Annotated in this window: 20 protein-coding genes and 1 riboswitch; of the genes, 13 read left to right on the top strand and 7 right to left on the bottom strand. The window is 63.2% G+C overall.

Translation table 11 applies throughout. From position 1 onward, the window contains the following. Positions 1-4: 4 nt before the first annotated feature. Together ruvB and GCN74_RS08195 are read left to right on the top strand one after the other, a co-directional pair. Positions 5-1,060, top strand: coding sequence for a Holliday junction branch migration DNA helicase RuvB (gene ruvB, locus GCN74_RS08190; RefSeq protein ID WP_071325394.1), 1,056 nt, complete (start codon positions 5-7; stop codon positions 1,058-1,060). A 32-nt stretch (positions 1,061-1,092) separates the two neighbouring features. Beyond that, the gene (locus GCN74_RS08195; protein WP_152256254.1) at positions 1,093-1,563 is read left to right on the top strand and encodes a YaiI/YqxD family protein; all 471 of its coding nucleotides are present in this window, start codon (positions 1,093-1,095) and stop codon (positions 1,561-1,563) included. Positions 1,564-1,605: 42 nt separating this feature from the next. On the opposite strand, the gene GCN74_RS08200 is transcribed toward GCN74_RS08195, so the two are convergent. Both GCN74_RS08200 and GCN74_RS08205 read right to left on the bottom strand, forming a co-directional pair. Then, the gene (locus tag GCN74_RS08200) at positions 1,606-2,061 is read right to left on the bottom strand and encodes a DUF2147 domain-containing protein (RefSeq protein ID WP_152256200.1); all 456 of its coding nucleotides are present in this window, start codon (positions 2,059-2,061) and stop codon (positions 1,606-1,608) included. A 121-nt stretch (positions 2,062-2,182) separates the two neighbouring features. After that, complete coding sequence (locus GCN74_RS08205; protein WP_152256201.1) at positions 2,183-4,990, bottom strand: valine--tRNA ligase; 2,808 nt, start codon at positions 4,988-4,990, stop codon at positions 2,183-2,185. Positions 4,991-5,483: 493 nt separating this feature from the next. On the opposite strand from GCN74_RS08205, the gene GCN74_RS08210 reads away from it, so the two are divergent. The 10 genes from GCN74_RS08210 to GCN74_RS08255 all read left to right on the top strand — a co-directional run bounded on the left by GCN74_RS08210 (position 5,484) and on the right by GCN74_RS08255 (position 14,543). Continuing rightward, the gene (locus GCN74_RS08210; protein WP_152256202.1) at positions 5,484-6,515 is read left to right on the top strand and encodes a porin; all 1,032 of its coding nucleotides are present in this window, start codon (positions 5,484-5,486) and stop codon (positions 6,513-6,515) included. Positions 6,516-6,577: 62 nt separating this feature from the next. Continuing rightward, a complete protein-coding gene (locus GCN74_RS08215) occupies positions 6,578-6,847 on the top strand; it encodes a hypothetical protein (protein WP_152256203.1) in 270 nt (89 codons plus the stop codon). Between the two features lie 108 nt (positions 6,848-6,955). After that, positions 6,956-7,071, top strand: a riboswitch (TPP riboswitch). A gap of 79 nt (positions 7,072-7,150) precedes the next feature. Then, positions 7,151-9,064, top strand: coding sequence for a phosphomethylpyrimidine synthase ThiC (thiC, locus tag GCN74_RS08220; RefSeq protein ID WP_152256204.1), 1,914 nt, complete (start codon positions 7,151-7,153; stop codon positions 9,062-9,064). 20 nt (positions 9,065-9,084) lie between these two features. Beyond that, positions 9,085-9,288 (top strand): sulfur carrier protein ThiS, encoded by a 204-nt coding sequence (gene thiS, locus GCN74_RS08225; RefSeq protein ID WP_152256255.1) that lies wholly within the window; start codon positions 9,085-9,087, stop codon positions 9,286-9,288. 88 nt (positions 9,289-9,376) lie between these two features. Then, the gene (locus tag GCN74_RS08230) at positions 9,377-10,171 is read left to right on the top strand and encodes a thiazole synthase (protein ID WP_152256205.1); all 795 of its coding nucleotides are present in this window, start codon (positions 9,377-9,379) and stop codon (positions 10,169-10,171) included. Continuing rightward, entirely contained in the window at positions 10,171-10,926 is a 756-nt protein-coding gene (locus GCN74_RS08235; protein WP_152256206.1) for a hydroxymethylpyrimidine/phosphomethylpyrimidine kinase, read from the top strand. Before GCN74_RS08230 ends, GCN74_RS08235 begins: the two co-directional genes overlap by 1 nt. Positions 10,927-10,945: 19 nt before the next feature. Next, entirely contained in the window at positions 10,946-11,581 is a 636-nt protein-coding gene (thiE, locus tag GCN74_RS08240; protein ID WP_152256207.1) for a thiamine phosphate synthase, read from the top strand. A gap of 67 nt (positions 11,582-11,648) precedes the next feature. Beyond that, on the top strand, positions 11,649-12,281 hold the full coding sequence (locus tag GCN74_RS08245; protein ID WP_152256208.1) for an ANTAR domain-containing response regulator: 633 nt from the start codon (positions 11,649-11,651) through the stop codon (positions 12,279-12,281). A gap of 111 nt (positions 12,282-12,392) precedes the next feature. Continuing rightward, positions 12,393-13,499 carry an S-(hydroxymethyl)glutathione dehydrogenase/class III alcohol dehydrogenase gene (locus GCN74_RS08250; RefSeq protein ID WP_152256209.1) on the top strand — a complete coding sequence of 369 codons (1,107 nt, stop codon included), beginning with the start codon at positions 12,393-12,395 and terminating at the stop codon, positions 13,497-13,499. A 198-nt stretch (positions 13,500-13,697) separates the two neighbouring features. Next, positions 13,698-14,543 carry a hypothetical protein gene (locus tag GCN74_RS08255; RefSeq protein WP_152256210.1) on the top strand — a complete coding sequence of 282 codons (846 nt, stop codon included), beginning with the start codon at positions 13,698-13,700 and terminating at the stop codon, positions 14,541-14,543. A gap of 4 nt (positions 14,544-14,547) precedes the next feature. Here the strand turns inward: GCN74_RS08255 and GCN74_RS08260 are convergent, their stop codons facing one another. Next, on the bottom strand, positions 14,548-15,069 hold the full coding sequence (locus GCN74_RS08260) for a GNAT family N-acetyltransferase (protein ID WP_152256211.1): 522 nt from the start codon (positions 15,067-15,069) through the stop codon (positions 14,548-14,550). Then, positions 15,066-15,341, bottom strand: a complete 276-nt coding sequence (locus GCN74_RS08265; RefSeq protein WP_152256212.1) for a hypothetical protein — start codon at positions 15,339-15,341, stop codon at positions 15,066-15,068. Before GCN74_RS08265 ends, GCN74_RS08260 begins: the two co-directional genes overlap by 4 nt. 112 nt (positions 15,342-15,453) lie before the next feature. On the opposite strand from GCN74_RS08265, the gene GCN74_RS08270 reads away from it, so the two are divergent. Next, the gene (locus GCN74_RS08270) at positions 15,454-17,763 is read left to right on the top strand and encodes a UvrD-helicase domain-containing protein (protein ID WP_152256213.1); all 2,310 of its coding nucleotides are present in this window, start codon (positions 15,454-15,456) and stop codon (positions 17,761-17,763) included. 64 nt (positions 17,764-17,827) lie between these two features. Here GCN74_RS08270 and GCN74_RS08275 read toward each other — a convergent pair whose 3' ends face one another. The 3 genes from GCN74_RS08275 to GCN74_RS08285 all read right to left on the bottom strand — a co-directional run bounded on the left by GCN74_RS08275 (position 17,828) and on the right by GCN74_RS08285 (position 20,057). Continuing rightward, positions 17,828-18,619: a BPSS1780 family membrane protein gene (locus GCN74_RS08275; protein WP_152256214.1), complete on the bottom strand. Its 792-nt coding sequence runs from the start codon at positions 18,617-18,619 to the stop codon at positions 17,828-17,830. Positions 18,620-18,621: 2 nt separating this feature from the next. Beyond that, the gene (locus GCN74_RS08280; protein ID WP_152256215.1) at positions 18,622-19,578 is read right to left on the bottom strand and encodes a homoserine kinase; all 957 of its coding nucleotides are present in this window, start codon (positions 19,576-19,578) and stop codon (positions 18,622-18,624) included. Between the two features lie 83 nt (positions 19,579-19,661). Next, positions 19,662-20,057 carry a hypothetical protein gene (locus GCN74_RS08285; protein WP_152256216.1) on the bottom strand — a complete coding sequence of 132 codons (396 nt, stop codon included), beginning with the start codon at positions 20,055-20,057 and terminating at the stop codon, positions 19,662-19,664. Positions 20,058-20,344 lie beyond the last annotated feature (287 nt).

The raw sequence follows: 20,344 nt of genomic DNA on the forward strand, positions 1-20,344 counted from the left end.
AGGCATGAGCATCCAGACCGACAGCTTCACGGAACAGCGCATCATCGACGCGGCGCCCATCTCGCACAACGAAGAGGCGATCGAACGGGCCCTGCGCCCCAAGCAGCTCGACGAGTATGTGGGCCAGGAAAAGATCCGCGACCAGCTGGAGATTTTCATCACGGCCGCGCGCCAGCGCAAGGAAGCGCTCGACCACACCTTGCTGTTCGGCCCGCCGGGCCTGGGCAAGACGACTCTGGCGCACATCATCGCGCGCGAAATGGGCGTCAATTTGCGCCAGACCTCCGGTCCCGTGCTGGAACGCCCGGGCGACCTGGCGGCGATCCTGACGAACCTGGAAGCGAACGATGTCCTGTTCATCGATGAAATCCACCGCCTGTCGCCCGTCGTCGAAGAGATCCTGTATCCGGCGCTTGAGGATTATCAAATCGATATCATGATCGGCGAAGGCCCGGCCGCCCGTTCCGTGAAACTCGACCTGCAGCCGTTTACATTGGTGGGCGCCACCACGCGCGCCGGCATGCTGACCAATCCGCTGCGCGACCGCTTCGGCATCGTGGCCCGCCTGGAGTTCTACAACACGGGCGAGCTGACGAAGATCGTCACGCGCAGCGCCGCCTTGCTGAAAGCGCCGATCGACCCGGAAGGCGCGCACGAGATCGCCCAGCGCGCGCGCGGCACGCCACGCATCGCCAACCGCCTGCTGCGCCGCGTGCGCGACTTCGCGGAAGTCAAAAGCAATGGCGAGATCACCAAGGTGGTGGCCGACCGCGCGCTGGCCATGCTCGACGTCGATTCCGTGGGCTTCGACGTGATGGACCGCAAGCTGCTCGAAGCCGTGCTGTTCAAGTTCGGCGGCGGCCCCGTCGGTATCGGCAACCTGGCGGCGGCCATCGGCGAAGCGGCCGATACCATCGAAGACGTGCTGGAACCGTATCTGATCCAGCAAGGCTTCCTGCAGCGCACGCCGCGCGGCAGGGTCGCCACGCCGGCCGCGTATCTGCACTTCGGCGTCAGCGCGCCGCGCATGGGCCCCAGCGGCGAAGCGTGGGAATTGTGATGGCGGACGGCTGCCAACAGGCTATCCAGGGCATGCAGATCTGGATCGACGCCGATGCCTGTCCCGTCGTCATCAAGGAAATCCTGTACCGCGTGGCCGACCGCCTGGAGCTGCCGCTCACCCTGGTGGCCAACCAGGGCTTGCGCGTGCCGCCCTCGCGTTTCATCCGTACCGTGCAAGTGCCGTCCGGCGCCGACGTGGCGGACCAGGAAATCGTGCGCCTGCTCAAGCCGGGCGACCTGGTCATCACGGGCGACATCCCGCTGGCTTCCGACGTGTTGAAGAAGGGCGGCTTTGCCCTGAACCCGCGCGGCGAGTTCTATACGCAGGACAATATCGCCCAGCAACTGACGATGCGCGCCTTCCTGGAAGAATTGCGCAGCGGCGGCGTGGACACGGGCGGCCCGGCCGCCTTCAGCCAGTCGGACCGGCAACAGTTTGCCAACAGCCTGGACCGGCATTTGAGCAAGCATCACCGCAAGCCGGCGCCAGGCCGGGCGTAAAAAAAGCCGGCTGCTTGCCGGCTTCTCCTTGCTGGGGATAACTTATTCTTCGCGTACCCACGTCTGCGAACGGCCGAACATCGGCACGCCCACATAGCCGCGCACTTGCAGCTTGGTGCCGCCTTCGATCAGTTCGGCCTTGCTCTTGTAGACCTTGCCGCTGGCCGGGTCCGTGATTTCGCCGCCCGTCCATTCCTTGCCGTCATATTTCAGGCCGGACAGGATCACCAGGCCGATGATGGGCTGGTCCTTGTTGGCGCCCGTGCACTTGTCGCACTTGGGGTTCTGGTCTTCAGTCGGGCCGCGGAACAGCTTTTCGATCTTGCCTTGCAAGACGCCGTTGTTTTCCGTGATGACGACGAGGGATTTCGGTTTGCCGCTGGCGTCGTCGATGGTTTTCCACGTGCCGACAGGGGTGTAGTTGCCGTCGCGCGCGGCGGCGCTGCCGGCGATGGCCAGGGCGGCCACCAATACGCTTGCTTTGAATATTGTATGCATCGCTAGTCTCCAATGGTTTTTTTGATCTGGGCACGAACAGTGTATATACCAGGTACCAAGGCAAGACCAGCAGTGCTGCGCGGCGTCACGGATGACGCCGCGCAATTCTTCCAAACTTGCCTTATGCGCTGGCTAGTTTAGCAAACTGTTCGCGCAGTTTTTCAATTGTCGCCGAAAAACTGAGCAAGCGCTCGTTTTCTTGCGCAACGATGGCGGCCGGGGCGCGCGCGACGAAACTTTCATTGCCCAACTTGCTGTTGACCTTGGCAATTTCCGCTTCGATGCGGGCGATTTCCTTGCCCAGGCGCTCGCGTTCGGCAGCCACGTCGATTTCCACTTTCAGCATCAGCTTGGTGGTGCCGACGATGGCGACGGCCGCTGGCGAGTCCGGCAGCGCATCGACGATCTGCACGTCGGCCAGCTTGCCCAGCGACTGGATGTACGGTGCGTACGAGGCCAGCGCTTCTTTCTCGCTGGCATTGCCCGCTTCGACGATCAGCGGCACGCGCACGGATGGCGAGATCTGCATTTCGCCGCGCAGGTTGCGCGTGGCGTCCGTCAAGGCTTTCAGCTGCTGCATCCAGGCTTCGGCCGACTCGTCGATCTTGTCGGTGTTGGCGATCGGATACGGCTGCATCATGATCGAATCACCCTCGGCCTTGAGTGTCTTGCCGGCCAATGGCGCCACCGTCTGCCACAGGGCTTCCGTGACGAAGGGGATGACCGGATGGGCCAGGCGCAGCACCACTTCCAGCACGCGCAGCAGGGTGTGGCGGGTGGCGCGCTGCTGGCCTTCCGTGCCCTGTTGCACTTGCACCTTGGCTACTTCCAGGTACCAGTCGCAATACTCGTCCCACACGAATTTGTAGATGGTGGCGGCGATATTGTCGAAACGGAAGTCTTCAAAGCCCTTGGCCACGTCCAGTTCCGCTTTTTGCAACAAGGAAATGATCCACTTGTCCGCTTGCGACAGGTCGGCGTCGTTTGGCGTGCAATCCTTGCCTTCCGTATTCATCATGACGAAACGGGTGGCGTTCCACATCTTGTTGCAGAAGTTGCGGTAGCCTTCGCAGCGGCCCAGGTCGAAATTGATGTTGCGGCCCAGCGACGCATAGCTGGCCATGGTGAAGCGCACGGCGTCCGTGCCGTAGGCGGAAATGCCTTCCGGGAATTCCTTGCGCGTCGCCTTGGTGATCTTTTCCGCGTCGCGCGGGTTCATCAGGCCCGTCGTGCGCTTGACGATCAAGCCTTCCAGGTCGATGCCGTCGATCAGGTCGATCGGGTCCAGGGTGTTGCCCTTGGACTTGGACATCTTCTGTCCCGTCGAATCGCGCACGAGGCCGTGCACGTAGACGGTTTCAAACGGCACCTTGCCCGTGAAGTGCGCCGTCATCATGACCATGCGCGCGACCCAGAAGAAGATGATGTCGAAACCGGTCACCAGCACGGACGAAGGCAGGAAGGCCTTCATGTCCGGCGTTTCTTCAGGCCAACCCATGGTCGAGAACGGCACCAGCGCCGACGAGAACCACGTGTCGAGCACGTCGTCGTCGCGCTTCAGCGGACCCGTGCTGCCGGCAGCCAGGGCTTTCGCTTCCGCTTCGGCTTGAGTCTTGGCAACAAAGATATTGCCCTTGTCGTCGTACCAGGCGGGAATCTGATGGCCCCACCACAGCTGGCGAGAGATGCACCAGTCCTGGATGTTGTTGAGCCACTGGTTGTAGGTGGTGCTCCAGTTTTCCGGCACGAACTTGATTTCGCCGCTGGCCACTTTATCCAGCGCCGTCTCGGCGATCGACTTGCCCGGGAAGAAAGTGCCTTCCGGGGCCGGCTTGCTCATGGCGACAAACCATTGGTCCGTCAGCATCGGCTCGATGACGACGCCCGTGCGGTCGCCACGCGGCACCATCAGTTTGTGGGGCTTGACTTGCTCGAGCAAGCCTTGCGCGTCCAGGTCGGCCACGATCTGCTTGCGCGCGGCGAAGCGGTCCATGCCGCGGTAGGCTTCCGGCGCATCGTCCGTGATCTTCGCGTCCAGGGTCAGGATGACGATCTGCGCCAGTTTGTGGCGCTGGCCCACGGCGTAATCGTTCATGTCGTGCGCTGGGGTAATCTTGACGCAGCCCGTGCCGAATTCCTTGTCGACGTATTCGTCGGCGATGATGGGGATTTCGCGGTCCGTCAGCGGCAGTTTCAGCATCTTGCCCACCAGCGGCAGGTAGCGCTCGTCCGTCGGATCGACGGCCACGGCCACGTCGCCCAGCATGGTTTCAGGACGGGTGGTGGCCACCGTCAGGAAACCGCTGCCGTCGGCCAGCGGGTACTTGATGTACCACATGGAACCGTCTTCTTCCTCGGACACCACTTCCAGGTCGGACACAGCCGTGCCCAGCACGGGGTCCCAGTTGACGAGGCGCTTGCCGCGGTAGATCAAGCCTTGCTCGAACAGGCGCACGAAGACGTCGGTGACGACTTTCGAGCGCGGCTCGTCCATGGTGAAGTATTCGCGCTGCCAGTCGGCCGAGGCGCCCAGGCGGCGCATCTGGCCGGTGATGATGGAACCGGATTTTTCTTTCCATTCCCACACTTTTTCCACGAATTTCTCGCGGCCCAGGTCATGGCGCGAAATCTTTTGCGCGTCCAGCTGGCGTTGCACGACGATCTGCGTGGCGATGCCCGCGTGGTCGGTGCCGGGAATCCAGGCCGTGTTGTGGCCCAGCATGCGGTGGTAGCGGGTCAGGCCATCCATGATGGTCTGGTTGAACGCATGGCCCATGTGCAGGGTGCCGGTGACGTTCGGCGGCGGCAACTGGATGCTGAAGGAAGGTTTCCCCGCATCGAGGGTGGCGGTAAAGTAACCGCGCTGTTCCCACTCGGTGCGCCAGAATTGTTCAATGTCGGCGGGCTCGAAAGACTTGGCTAATTCCATGATTTGGCGTGTGATTGGCAAAAGGAACCATTATAGATGACGCGGCATCGCCTGCACTGCGGCAACAGGCCTTTTTCAGTGTTTTCGCGGCTTTGCGGCCCGTTTGGCGGCAACGGAACGGGGGTAAAAGCGCTGACGATGTTATAATGTCGGCCTCGGCGCCTCCTGCCTCAACTTTGCGGACGGCGCCAGCGGACGCAGTTTTATCCAACTCCCGTCTGCGCCACCCGGCCAGCGCATCTGCGATGCCAGCCAATTCAGTGCGTCCCCTGCGGGCCGGGCGCCTGAGCCACGCGCACCGCCAGCGGTGCACCATTCACGGCGGACTCGCGCGCGCCATCGCTCACCGGCCGCGCCGCCACAGCTTAGCCAGGAATGTTGTTATCTGGCCAGTCGTCTTTCGATACGGCATGTAACTACAGCGCGCCCTGCCGCCTGTGGCTATGCCATGGCCGCGCGCTTTCCCGGTTTTGCCTGCATAAGGAAAACCATCATGAAAAAAATCTGTCTCGCATTCGCCACCCTGGGCGCCTTGCCCGCCGTCCACGCCCAGTCGTCCGTCGATATGTATGGTTTGATGGACGCGGCCCTGGTACAGGAACGCGGCATCAGCAAGCTCACCAGTGGCGTATCGGCCGGCTCGCGCCTGGGCTTGCGCGGCACGGAGTCGCTGGGCGATGGCTGGCAAGCCGTGTTCACCCTGGAAGCGGGCGTGCAGGGCGATACGGGCCGCTCGGACCAGGCGGGCCAGTTGTTCGGCCGCCAGGCCTTCGTCGGCCTCAACAGCCCGCTGGGCATGCTGACCTTGGGCCGCCAGTACAACCTGCAAAGCCAGGCGCTGACGGACGTGGCCGACCCCTTCGAGGGCGGCATGGCGGGCGCCTCGACCAACCTGGCCGGCTATTCGGCCACGCGCATCGACAATACCGTGCGCTACACGTCGCCCGAGCTGCGCGGCGTCACGGCCACCGTGATGTACGGCTTTGGCGAACACACGGGAATTGCGGCAGATCAACGCTCGCTGGGCCTGGCCCTGGGCTACGTCAACGGTCCGTTGACCCTGCGCCTGGCGCGCCAGAGCCGTGGCGGCGATGTCGGCAAGGCCGACGTCAACAACACCATCCTGGCCGGTAACTACAACTTCGGCGTGGCCACGGCCTTTGCCGGCTATGGCCGCAACACGGGCGACGGCAGCAGCATGTTCTTTGCGGAAAATCCGTATGGCGCGGCGCAGGCGCCGGCCCAGTCCACGGACAGCCGCGACGCCATCGTCGGCGTGTCCGTGCCGCTGGGCGCGACGACCCTGCTGGCTTCCTTCATCCACAAGGACGACCGCGATGCGGCCAACCGCGACGCGCAGCAGCTGGCCGTCGGCGCCACGTATGCCTTGTCCAAGCGCAGCAAGGTGTATGTTGCCTACGCGCATATCCGCAACCGCAACGATGCCGCCTACATGGTGGGCAACGCCACGGAAGTGGGCACGGGCAACCGCGCCTTCAACATCGGCCTGCGCCACGCATTCTAGTCATTTATACTGGACGTCTTGCCGGGGCTGTCCTTGCGCCGGCCCTTGATGAAAGATCGATCATGTCCGACAAATCGCCGTCCGCAGCACCGCCGCAGTACTGGTTCCCCGCCAAGACCTATGGCTGGGGCTGGGGCTTGCCCATCACCTGGCAGGGCTGGCTGGTGTTCCTGGCCGCGCTGGCGCTGTTCGCCTGCGGCGCCTTCCTGTTTCCCCCGCAAACCATGCTGGTAGGCTACATCGTCTATGAAGTGGCCATCGTTGCCGTGCTCATTTTCATCTGCCAGCTGAAGGGCGAACCGACCAGCTGGCGCTGGGGCAAGAAGAAATAAACGCGATGGCATCTGTTGCATTGCAGCAGATGCGCAAAGGCGACACCTGCAAGAAATCATCTGGCCACGCGGCGTGAACCGCGTATAATTGGCTCGCTGCCGCAAGGCGGCAAACGCTAGGGGTCCTGCCTTTCGCTGTGGAAACACAGTGTAAGCGCGGGTGAGAAATACCCTCCGAACCTGATCTGGATAATGCCAGCGAAGGGAAGCTTTAGGATGACCGCACCCCGCTTTTCCGCGTGCGCAATTCCGAACCTCCTTAGCTGGCTCCAGGCTTAAAAATAGTCTAGCCAAGGAGCCAAAATGAACGCCAATCCGAAATTCCTCTCCGCCACCGCCACGGTCGACGAAGCCGCCATCGCGCCGCTGCCCAATTCGCGCAAGATCTACGTGCAAGGTAGCCGTCCCGACATCCGCGTGCCCATGCGCGAGATCAGCCAGTCCGACACGGAAGCGTCGTTCGGCGGCGAAAAGAATCCCCCGATCTACGTCTACGACACGTCCGGCCCGTACACGGACCCGGACGTGCAGATCGACATCCGCTCGGGCCTCGATACGCCGCGCCTGCCATGGATAGCCGAGCGTGCCGATACGGAAGAACTGGCCGGCCCCACGTCCGACTACGGCATCGCCCGCCTGGCAGACCCGAAGCTGGCCGAACTGCGCTTTAATCTGCACCGCAAGCCGCGCCGCGCCATTGCCGGCAAGAATGTGACGCAGATGCATTACGCGCGCCAAGGCATCATCACGCCGGAAATGGAATTCGTCGCCATCCGCGAAAATATGCGCCGCCAGGAGTATTTGCGCGAACTCAAGGCTTCCGGCCCCATGGGCGAGCGCCTGGCCGAACTGATGGGCCGCCAGCACCCGGGCCAGTCCTTCGGCGCCAGCATCCCGGCCGAGATCACGCCGGAATTCGTGCGCGAGGAAATCGCCCGCGGCCGCGCCATCATTCCCGCCAACATCAACCACCCGGAAGTCGAACCGATGATTATCGGCCGCAATTTCCTGGTGAAAATCAACGCGAATATCGGCAACTCGGCCGTGACGTCTTCCATCGGCGAGGAAGTGGAAAAGATGACCTGGGCCATCCGCTGGGGCGGCGACAATGTGATGGACTTGTCTACCGGCAAGCATATCCATGAAACGCGCGAATGGATCATCCGCAACAGCCCCGTGCCCATCGGCACCGTGCCCATCTACCAGGCGCTGGAAAAGGTCAATGGCAAGGCCGAAGATTTAACTTGGGAAATCTTCCGCGACACCCTGATCGAGCAGGCCGAGCAGGGCGTCGATTACTTCACCATCCACGCTGGCGTGCTGCTGCGCTACGTGCCGATGACGGCCAAGCGCCTGACGGGCATCGTTTCGCGCGGCGGCTCCATCATGGCCAAATGGTGCCTGGCGCACCACCAGGAATCGTTCCTCTACACGCATTTCGAAGAGATCTGCGAAATCATGAAGGCGTATGACGTGTCGTTCTCGCTGGGCGACGGCTTGCGCCCCGGCTCCATCTACGACGCCAACGACGAGGCGCAGCTGGGCGAGCTGAAGACCCTGGGCGAACTGACGCAAATCGCCTGGAAGCACGACGTGCAAGTGATGATTGAAGGCCCGGGCCACGTGCCCATGCAGCTGATCAAGGAAAACATGGACTTGCAGCTGGAACAGTGCGGCGAAGCGCCGTTCTATACGCTGGGGCCGCTGACGACGGACATCGCGCCCGGCTACGACCACATCACGTCCGGCATCGGCGCGGCCATGATCGGCTGGTATGGCACGGCCATGCTGTGCTACGTGACGCCGAAGGAACACCTGGGCTTGCCCAACAAGGCGGACGTGAAGGACGGCATCATCACGTACAAGATCGCGGCGCACGCGGCCGACCTGGCCAAGGGCCATCCGGGCGCGCAAATCCGCGACAACGCCTTGTCGAAAGCGCGTTTCGAATTCCGCTGGGACGACCAGTTCAACATCGGCCTGGACCCGGACAAGGCGCGCGAATTCCACGATGAAACCCTGCCCAAGGATTCGGCCAAGGTAGCGCATTTCTGCTCCATGTGCGGCCCCCATTTCTGCTCGATGAAGATCACGCAGGAAGTGCGCGAATACGCGGCCGGCATGGGTATCGCGGAGGACAAGGCGCTCAAGCAGGGCATGGAAATCAAGGCCATCGAATTCATCAAGAACGGCGCCGAGCTGTACCGCAAGGTCTGAAGGAGGGCGTGATGACGGCATTGATCAATATCACGCTTAACGGCGCGCCGCACCAGGTGCCGCCGGGACAGACACTCGACCAGCTGATCGCCGCGCTGTCGCTGGAAAACCAGGCGTTGGCGCTGGCCGTCAACCGCAACGTGGTGCCGCGCAAGGCGTGGCCGGACCGGGTCCTGGAAATTCAAGACCAGGTGGAAATCGTCCGCGCCATCGGCGGCGGTTGAAAACGTCCAAGTAAACCTACTGCGCGCCGCAAATCATCGCCGCTCGCTACGGTTTTCTTTGGACGTCTAAAAACTTAAGGAAAAGCACATGAATACCGCAATAAACAACGACCTGCTGAGCATCGCGGGAAAACAGTATCAATCGCGCCTGCTGGTGGGCAGCGGCAAGTACAAGGATTTGCCGCAGACGCGCGAAGCGACGGACGCGGCCGAGGCGCAGATCATCACGGTGGCGATCCGCAGGGTGAATATCGGACAGGATCCAAACGCGCCCAGCCTGCTCGATGTCGTGCCGCCGGACCAGTACACGATCTTGCCGAACACGGCCGGCTGCTACAACGCGAAAGATGCCGTGTACACCCTGCAACTGGCGCGCGAACTCTTGGGCGGGCGCAATCTGGTGAAGCTGGAAGTGCTGGGCGATGAAAAGACCCTGTTCCCGCACATGCCGGAAACCCTGGTCGCGGCCGAGGCGCTGGTCAAGGATGGTTTTGATGTGATGGTCTATTGCAGCGACGATCCCATCCAGGCGAAGATTCTGGAAGACATCGGCTGCGTGGCCGTTATGCCGCTGGCGTCCCTGATCGGTTCGGGCATGGGCATCCTGAATCCGTGGAACTTGTCCTTGATCATCGATCAGGCGAAAGTGCCCGTGCTCGTCGATGCGGGCGTGGGCACGGCGTCGGACGCGGCTATTGCGATGGAGCTCGGCTGCGATGGCGTGCTGATGAATACGGCCATTGCGGGCGCGCGCGACCCCGTGCGCATGGCGCGCGCCATGAAGCTGGCCGTGCGGGCCGGGCGCGAAGCGTTCCTGGCGGGGCGCATGCCCCGTAAATTCGCAGCCTCGCCGTCGTCGCCGATGGCGGGCCGGCTGGCGTGATGGCGCGGCGGCGCCCCACCGTGCTCGTGTTTGCGGGCCTGGACCCGTCGGGCGGCGCCGGCCTGGCCGCCGATATCGCGGCCATAGCGGCGCAGGGCGCGCATGCCTTGCCCGTGATCACGGCCTTGACGGTGCAGGACAACGACCGCGTGTTTGCTGTCGAGCCTGTAGCGCCGGAATTGCTGCGCCGCCAGGCGCAGGCGCTGATCGCCAGGATCGCCATCGATGCCGTGAAAATCGGCATCCCCGGCAGCGCCGCGAATGCGGCCGTCATCGCGCAACTGATCGCGCAATTGCGGCTGGCCCGCCCCAGCTTGCCCGTGGTGCTCGATCCCGTGCTGGCCAGCGGCCATGGCGATGTGCTCAGCCGGGACGATGCCGTGCTGGCGCTGGCGCCCTTGCTGCCGCTCACGACCGTGATCGTGCCGAACGGGCCGGAAGCGCAGGCCCTGGGCGGCGCGGAAAACCTGCGCGCGCAAGGCTGCCAGCACGTGCTGGTGACGGGCGGCCATGGCGACGGCGGGGACGTGATCAACCGCTGGTTTGACGGTGCAGGCGGGGAGCGCGCGTGGCGCTGGCCGCGCCTGGCCGGAGAGTTCCATGGCAGCGGCTGCACTCTGGCGTCCGCCATTGCGGGGCGCCTGGCGCTGGGCCAGCCGCTGGCGCATGCGCTGGAGCGGGCGCAACGCTATTGCCATGCGGCCCTGGCCGGCGCGTATGCGATTGCGCCAGGTCAATTGATGCCGCAACGATAGTATGAATAAGGAAAACATCATGCGTGGACTGTATCTGGTTACCCCGAACTGGGATGACACCGACCGCCTGCTCGCCGTGAGCGAGCAGGCCCTGCAGGGAGGCGTGGCCCTGCTGCAATACCGCCACAAGAGCGCCGAGGCGGACCAGCGGCGCGAGCAGGCGGGTGCCTTGCTGGCGCTGGCCCGCAAATATGGCGTGCCTTTCATCATCAACGATTTTCTCGAGCTGTGCGAAGAGCTGGACGCGGATGGCGTGCACGTGGGGGGCACGGATGCGTCCGTTGCGCAGGTGCGCGCGCGCCTGGGGGCGGACAAGCTCGTGGGCGCCTCGTGCTATGGCGACATGGCCCTGGCACGGACGGCCGAGGCGGGCGGCGCCAGCTATGTGGCCTTCGGCGGCTTCTATCCCTCGCTGGTCAAAAAATACCCGGTGACGACACCCCTCGATATCGTGCTGCAAGCCAAGCGCGAGATCCGCTTGCCGTGCGTGGTGATCGGCGGCATGACGCCGCAGAACGCGGCGCCGCTGGTGGCGCGCGGCGCCGACATGGTGGCGGCCATCAGCAGCGTATTTGGCAACGGACACCAGGCGGATGCTGCGGATATTGCGGTGCAGCAATTCAATCTGCTGTTTGCGCAGGCAGGGGAGGCGTGAGGGGGCGGATTTCGAGAATAATCGGCATATAATAAGGGCATCATTCATTACCGAGGTCCCTTTACCCATGAGTCAGCCAGCCGCCGCGAAACGCCTTATCCTGATCGTTGACGATGACCAGCTCCTGTTGGAGTTCCTCGGCGAAGTCCTGCGCCATGCCGGCTACGAGACGGCCCTGGCCAATTCGGCCGAAGTGGCGCTGCAGCTGATCGCCCAGCGCGAGCCGGACCTGGCCTTGCTCGACATCCACATGCCGGGCATGTCCGGCCTGGAGCTGGCCAAGCGCCTGCACGGCGAGACGGCCGTGCCGTTCATGTTCCTGTCCGGCAGCGGCGACAGCGAATCGGGCAAGCAGGCGGCCGCCTACGGCGCCGTCGGCTACGTGGTGAAACCCGTTGACGAAGGCCGTTTGATGCCCGCGTTCGAAGCGGGCCTGGCGCGCGCCGACGAGATCCGCCAGCTGCGCCGCACCGAGCTGAACCTGAACGCAGCATTGGCCGCCGGCCGCGAAACGAGCCTGGCCGTGGGCTTGCTGATGGGCAAATTCCAGACGGACCGCAACACGGCCTTCGAAGTGCTGCGCGACCATGCCCGCTCCAGCCGCCGTAAGATCAATGAAATCGCCAGCCAGCTGCTGCTGGCCGAAGAAACCCTGAACGGCTTGCACGGCGCCTTCCTTAACCGGGCAAAAAGCAAGTAAGGCAGGGAAGCCGGATAGGCATCCCCCAGGCGCCTGTTTTTCGCCCTGGCTTGTTATGATGTGAGGATACGGCGCGTTCGCGCGCCTGGTTCAACTATTGACAGGACACACATGAAAACCAAAGCAGCGATTGCATGGAAGGCGGGCGCCCCGCTGACGATCGAAGAAGTCGACCTGGCCGGCCCGCGCGAGGGCGAGGTACTGGTCGAGATCAAAGCCACCGGCATCTGCCACACCGATTACTACACCTTGTCGGGCGCCGATCCGGAAGGCATCTTCCCGGCTATCCTGGGCCATGAAGGCGCCGGCATCGTCGTCGACGTGGGCCCGGGCGTGAAAAGCCTGAAGAAGGATGACCACGTCATCCCCCTGTACACGCCCGAATGCCGCCAGTGCAAGTTCTGCCTGTCGCAAAAGACCAACCTGTGCCAGGCCATCCGTTCCACGCAGGGCCGCGGCCTGATGCCGGACGCGACGTCGCGTTTCTCCATCGACGGCAAGCCCATCTTCCACTACATGGGCACGTCCACGTTCTCGAACTACATCGTCGTGCCGGAAATCGCGCTGGCGAAAATCCGCGAAGACGCGCCGTTCGACAAGGTGTGCTACATCGGTTGCGGCGTGACGACGGGCGTGGGCGCCGTGTTGTTCACAGCCAAGGTGGAAGCGGGCGCCAACGTGGTCGTGTTCGGCCTGGGCGGCATCGGCCTGAACGTGATCCAGGCAGCCAGGATGGTGGGCGCCGACAAGATCATCGGCGTGGACATCAATCCCGCGCGCCAGGAAATTGCCCGCAAGTTCGGCATGACGCACTTCGTCAACGCCAACGAGGTGGAAAACGTTGTGGATACCATCGTGCAGCTGACGGACGGCGGCGCCGACTACAGTTTCGAATGCATCGGCAATACCACCACCATGCGCCAGTCGCTCGAGTGCTGCCACAAGGGCTGGGGCCAGTCCATCATCATCGGCGTGGCCGCGGCCGGCCAGGAAATTTCCACCCGTCCGTTCCAGCTGGTGACGGGGCGCGTGTGGAAGGGTTCCGCTTTCGGCGGCGCGCGCGGACGCACGGACGTGCCGAAGATCGTCGACTGGTATATGGAAGGCAAGCTCAATATCGACGATTTGATCACGCACCGCTTGAAGCTCGATGATATCAATCAAGGTTTCGACTTGATGAAGAGCGGCGAGTCGATCCGTTCCGTCGTGCTGTATTGATCTGCCGTACAGATTGAAATACGCCGTACCACGGCGTTTTTGCGGAGGCTTCGGCCTCCGTTTTTTTTGCCCGTGCTTTGCCGCCCGTCGCGCAAGCCTGCCGTCCAGGCCTGCATTTGTGCAGCCTGTCGCACGGCGCTGGAGCCGCCCGCCGCGCCTGGCTAGAGTGGACGCTCCAACCATACACATGAGGCAGCCATGTCCACTTCCCACCGTTTGATCCTCAGCCTGGCCGGCATCCTGCTTGGCGGCAGCGCGCTGGCCGTGCAGCCGCCCCAGCCGCCAGCGCCACCGGCCCCGCCTGCCGCGCCCAGCAAGCAGATCAGTATTTCCGTGGAGAGCGGCGACGGCTATGCCCTCGTCGATGGCCGCAAGGACAGCGTCACCATGAGCGGCAGCGATATCGACAACCAGCAGATCAAGCAATTGAAGCAGTCCATCAAGGGACAATTCCTGTGGTTCCGCGACCAGGGCAAGAGTTATGTGGTGCAAGATCCCGTGTTGCTGGCCCGCATCAACGAAGCCTGGAAGCCATCCCAGCAACTGGGCGAACAGATGACTGGCCTGGGTACGCAGATGAGTGCGCATGGCAAGGCGATGGGCGAATTGGGCAGCAAGATGGGCGCGCGCCAGGGCAAGGTCGGTACGCGCGAATCGGAACAGCTGCGTCTCCTGGGCCGCCAGCAGCAGGAACTGGGCCGCAAGCTGGGCGAGGCGTCGCGCCGCCAGGCGCTGGCAACGAGCGATGCGGCACGCCGTACGGCCGAGCGCGACGTGGAGCGCTTGCAACAGCAGATGGAGGATGCCCAGGAACAAATGGAAGAGGCCAACGAACGTATCGCCGCCATACACGAGAGCGAGGCCCAGCAGACCGAAGCGATTTCGCGCCAGATGGAACAGCGCAGCAAGCCCATGGAAACGCTGGGCAAGCAAATGAGCGACCTTGGCCGCCAGCAAGAGAAAGCAGCCAAGGCGGCGGACAAGACCACGCGGCAGGCGATCGCGCAATCGTTGAGCGAAGGCAAGGCAAAGCTGGTGCGCTAAGCGCTCAGCCCAGCAGCTTGCGCATCAGGCAGCGCTGCGCCGGATCGTGCCCGTCCTGCGCCTCGCGCGCCAGCTTGCGTGCATGGCCCGCGCCCAGCGCCGCGGAGCCGATTTCGCTGAAACCGTGGCGCGCATAGTAGGGCGCGTTCCACGGCAGGTGGCGATACGTGCTCAGGGTCAGGCAGGCGCAGCCCAGCGCCTGCCCGTGGGCCGCCGCCGCATCGAGCAGGCGCGCGCCCAGCCCCTGCCGTTGCTGGGGCAGGGCGACGGACAATTCCACGACAAACAGCTGGCCGTCGAGCGCTTCGGCGGCCAGGAAACCCACCGGCGCCGCATGCCCGGCGGCAGCGATCCATACGCCGCCCTGCCGCTGCAGCGCTTGCAAGGTGCTCAATGGCAAGGGTTCTCCCTGCGCCAGCCATGCCAGGTCGGGGCCGGCCTGGGCAAACAGGGCGGCGGCGCTGCGCTCGACCTGGGCCAGCAGGGGCAGGTCGGCGTCGCTGGCTGCGCGGATGGTGTAGTTCATGGCGTGTTCCACACGGCGGCCACGGCGCGGTATTGCGCCGGCAAATGTGCCTTGGCTTCGTCTACGCTGTCGTGGAGCGCATCCTGCACGCTGTTCCACTGCGCGTCGCAGCTGAAGCGGTAGACGCGCGCCTCGCCTTCGTACCGGCACAGGGCCAGGCCGTGGATGGCGAGCGGGGCCGTGCCATCTTCCGCGGCCACGTGGCCGAAAGGCAGATCGGACCAGGCCCACGCCAGTACGCGGGCGCCGTCGATGTGGCTGGGAGGTGTCATGGAGGCGATTTCTGCAGTAATGGCGTGACGCCGATTGTAGCGCGCACGGCGACACTGGCGCGACCGCTGGACAAATGCACAGTATTTTTAGCCATGCCGGTATAATCACGGCATGCAAAATCTTCTTCACAACCTCAATCCCGAACAATTGGCTGCCGTCACCTTGCCGGCGCAGCATGCGCTGATCCTGGCGGGCGCCGGCTCGGGCAAGACCCGCGTGCTGACCACCCGCATCGCGTGGCTGATCCAGACCCAGCAGGTATCGCCGCCCGGCATCCTGGCCGTGACGTTTACCAACAAAGCCGCCAAGGAAATGCTCACGCGCCTGTCGGCCATGCTGCCGATCAATACGCGCGGCATGTGGATCGGCACCTTCCACGGCCTGTGCAACCGCTTGCTGCGCACGCACTACCGCGACGCGGCCTTGCCGCAGACGTTCCAGATCCTCGATTCCCAGGATCAGTTGTCGGTGATCAAGCGCTTGTTGAAGGCGAATAATATTGATGATGAAAAATTCCCGCCGAAGACGGTGATGTATTTCATCAACAATGCCAAGGACCAGGGTTTGCGCGCCACGGACGTGGAAGCGTACGACGCGCACGAGCGCAAGATGGTCGAGCTGTACCAGATGTACGACGACCAGTGTCAGCGCGAAGGCGTCGTGGATTTTGCCGAACTGCTGCTGCGCACGTACGAATTGCTGAGCCGCAACCAGCCCTTGCGCGAGCATTACCAGGCGCGCTTCCGCCATATCCTGGTGGACGAGTTCCAGGATACGAATAACCTGCAATACAACTGGTTGAAATTGCTGGCCGGCCAAGGCAGCCGCGATGGCGGCGCCCTGTTTGCCGTGGGCGACGATGACCAGAGCATCTACGCGTTCCGCGGCGCCAACGTGGGCAATATGAGCGCCTTCGAGCACGAGTTCCAGGTGAAGAACTTGATCAAGCTGGAGCAGAACTACCGTTCGCACGGCCACATCCTCGATAGCGCCAACGTGTTGATCGCGAACAATAGCAAGCGCCTGGGCAAGAATCTGCGCACGGACGCGGGCCATGGCGAGCAGGTGCGCGTGTATGAAGCCAGTTCCGACCTGCAGGAAGCGCAGTGGATCATCGAAGAGGCGAAAAGCCTGATCGCCGATGGTGCCTCGCGCAGCGAAATCGCCATCTTGTACCGCTCGAACGCGCAGTCGCGCGTGATCGAACATGCGCTGTTTTCGGCCGGCATGCCGTACCACGTGTATGGCGGCCAGCGCTACTTCCAGCGGGCCGAGGTCAAGCATGCGATTGCTTATTTGCAATTGATGGACAATCCCCACAACGATTCCGCCTTCTTGCGCGTGGTCAATTTCCCCACGCGGGGCATCGGCATGCGCTCGATCGAGCAATTGCAGGCCGCATCGGAGCAATACGGCATTTCGCTGTACGCGGCCGTGCCGTATGTGGCGGGCAAGGCGGGCAGCGTGCTGGCCGGCTTCGTCAAGCTGATCGAAGGCGTGCGCTTTGAAACGCAGCAATTGTCGCTGCCGGAAATGGTGCGCGTGGTGCTGGAAGCGAGTACCTTGCTGCAGCATTACCAGAATGAAAAGGAAGGCGCCGACCGCATCGAGAACCTGGAGCAGATGGTCAGCGCGGCCAGCCAGTTCATTTCCGAGGAAGGTTTCGGACAGGGCGCGCCCGCCCACCTGGGCCCAAGCGCCCAGGCACAGTCCGGTGCACCCGTGGTGAACCAGGATGGCATCGAGATTCTCGATGCGGATGCGCCGCTGCCGGCCGTGATGTCGCCGCTCTCCGCGTTTTTATCGCACGCGTCGCTGGAAGCGGGCGACAACCAGGCGCAGGCGGGGCAGGATGCGCTGCAGATGATGACGGTGCACTCGGCCAAGGGCCTGGAATTCGACAACGTCTTCATTACCGGACTGGAAGAGGGCCTGTTCCCGCACGAAAGCAGCTCGAAGGAAGACAACGGCGTGGAAGAGGAACGCCGGCTGATGTATGTGGCCATCACGCGCGCGCGCAAGCGGCTGTACATGAGTTTTTCGCAGACGCGCATGCTGCATGGCCAGACGCGCTACAACATGAAGTCGCGCTTCTTCGACGAATTGCCGGAAGAATCCTTGAAATGGCTGTCGCCGAAGGTGCAGGCGAACTGGTTCGGCAACCGCAAGTCGGCCTGGGACGAGGCGCCCAAGGTGGCCAGCCTGGGTTCGGACAATGCGATTGCGCAAAAGATCGCGCAAAAAGCCGCGGGCGGCGGCTGGCGCATCGGCGAATCGGTGGCGCACGCCAAGTTCGGCGAAGGCGTGATCGTCAATATCGAAGGCGGCGGCGGCAATGCGCGCGCGCAGATCAACTTCGGCCAGCACGGCATGAAGGTGCTGGACCTGGGTATCGCCAAGCTGGAGCGATTGGGGCGTTGAGACACGAGCGGCCATAAAAAAGGGCAGCCTGCGCAGGCTGCCCTTTTTGCATGCGGCGTGAAAATCAGTCGTTCGGCTTGTCCAGCGACACCGTCTTGCTCTCATCGACGGGCACGCCGAAGATCTGGCGGTAGGCGGCGTAGAACGAGCAATGCATGATGATGGTGAGTATCATCGACAGCGGCATCATCAGCTGCATCATCAGCGGCGTGCGGCCAAAGATGACGGCCAGCAACTGGCTGGTGACGATGCTGATGGCGAACCATGTGGCGGCAAAGACGATGAAGGCCGACAGCGAGCGCCAGACGGCGAAAAAGCTGAAGAACAGCGACTTGCCCAGGCCGGCCTTTTGCCAGTAGATCAGCGGCGCGGCAAAGCAGAACGCCATGGCGGCCGGCACGTACAGCACGATGGCCAGCAGGATGCCGAGGCCCAGGCGCGATTCGGGGATGGCGGCGCGCGCCGCTTCTTCCGTCAGTTGCCCCGTGACCAGCTGCCACAGCAAGCCGTCGTCCACCAGGGTGGACGCGCCGATGGCAAGGATGGCCATCAGGATGTACAGCACGCCCAGGCCGAACAGCGAGGGAAACACCGGTTTGCGGAAGCCCGAGATCAGCAGGCTGGGCAAGACGCGCTTGCCCTGGTCGATATGCAGGCAGCCTTGCACGAAGGCCACGGAAAACACGGGCACGAGGATGACGGGCAGCATCTGGCCGAGCACGGGCACGATGCTGACGGCCAGCATGCAGAACATATAGCCGAGAAACAGCATCGACATGCCGCCAGGTTGCTTGCGAAACAGGCCAAAGCCTTGTTTCACCCAAAGCCAGCCTGTACTTGCAGGTAATTTTTCCATGTTTAAAACAGTTCCGGTGCAGGTGTGGCAATACGTTCGCGCAGAATGCGTTCGAAATGCGTGGGATCGTGCGGGGTCAGCATTTCCGCTTCGCGCGGCTGGTAATAATCGTACAGGCGCGACAGCCAGAAGCGCAGCGCGGCGGCGCGCAGCATCGGCTGCCATGCCGTCTGTTCTTCGTGCGTAAACGGGCGCACGGCCTGGTAGGCGTCCAGCAGGGCACGCACGCGCACCGTGTCGAGCACGCCCGTGGCCAGGTCCACGCACCAGTCGTTGACGGTGACGGCCACGTCGAACAGCCAGGTGTCGCAGCCGGCAAAATAAAAGTCGAAAAAGCCCGTCAGCTGTTCGCCGTCAAACATGACATTGTTGCGGAACAAGTCGGCATGCACGGGACCGCGCGGGATGGCTTTATAGGTAGCGCAGGCAGCAAAGGCGTCCTGGAAATGGATTTCCGCGCGCAACAAATGCGCCTTGGCGTCATCGAGGTGGGGCAAGACCAGCGGCGTGGTGGTGTTCCACCAGTCCAGTCCCCGCAAATTCGGCTGCTGCAGGGGGAAATCCTGCGCTGCCAGGTGCATCTTCGCCAGCATGGCCCCCACGGCCGCGCAATGCACGGCTTGCGGCGCCATCTGCGAGCTGCCGTCGAGCTTGCTGACGATGGCGGCCGGCTTGCCTTGCAGGGCCGTCACCAGTTCGCCATCGGCATTGGCGATGGGGGCGGGCACCAGCACGCCCCGGTCCGCCAAATGGCGCATCAGCTGCAGATAGAACGGCAATTGCTCGAAGCTGAGGTTTTCAAAGATCGTCAGCACATACTCGCCGCGCTCCGTGCTCAGGAAGAAATTGCTGTTTTCAATGCCGGATGCGATGCCCTTGAGCGCCAGAGGTTTGCCGAGTGGAAATTGCGTGATCCACTGGCCGATATCGTCCAGGTGTAGCGCGGTAAATACTGCCATGGGAAAGAGGGGAATGGTCTAAAAGGTCAAAAAAAGCCGGCTGCCCCGCAGATGGCCGGGGCAGGGCAGAAGAGAGTGGCTGCTTACTTCGTTGCTGCGGGCGGTGCTGGCGCGTCCGCGGCCTCTTCATCGCGTTGTTTCTGTTTCTTCTTGCCCAGGTCGAATTCCAGTACTTTCCATTGGGGGCCGCGCAGGGCGCCGCCGTTGGCCTGGTCGGCGCCCGTGGCCGGCTTCATGTAATAGGTGCTGCCGCCCGTGGTGACTTTCACTTCGGACGTCACACCCGCTTCGCGTTTCTCGGTGATCTGCTGCCTGGCGGCAGCCGGCGCCACGGTGATGGGCGCTTCGCCCATTTCCTCGATACGTTCGAGCTGTGGCGGCGCGTCGCTCGGTTTGGCCGGCGTCTGGGCGCTGGCGATGGCCGAACATGCCAGCAGGGGCAGGGCGAGGAATGTCCAGAGTGTCGATGTACGCATCATGATGGGTTCGCTTCCATGTGTGGGACTGCAGCGCGTGCAGTGGTGTAATGCCGTCAATTTATCTATAAGGCATTGTAACAAACTGGTAGGCAATGCTGTTTAATACAGCTGATTAATGTGCCGAAATGGCTGGCGGCGGCAGCCCGCGCGCCCGCACGGGGCCGCCGGGGTGCTCAAAACGCCGGGAACGGCACGCATGGCGGCCGGTGGCGCGGCCCCAAACTCTGCGATAATTGGGCGATATTCCGCCCGCCCGCCGCGCTTTCCCCGGCGGACGCGGCTCACCT

Source organism: Janthinobacterium sp. FT14W, from assembly GCF_009208755.1.
GTDB classification, from domain to species: Bacteria; Pseudomonadota; Gammaproteobacteria; order Burkholderiales; family Burkholderiaceae_D; genus Janthinobacterium; species Janthinobacterium violaceinigrum.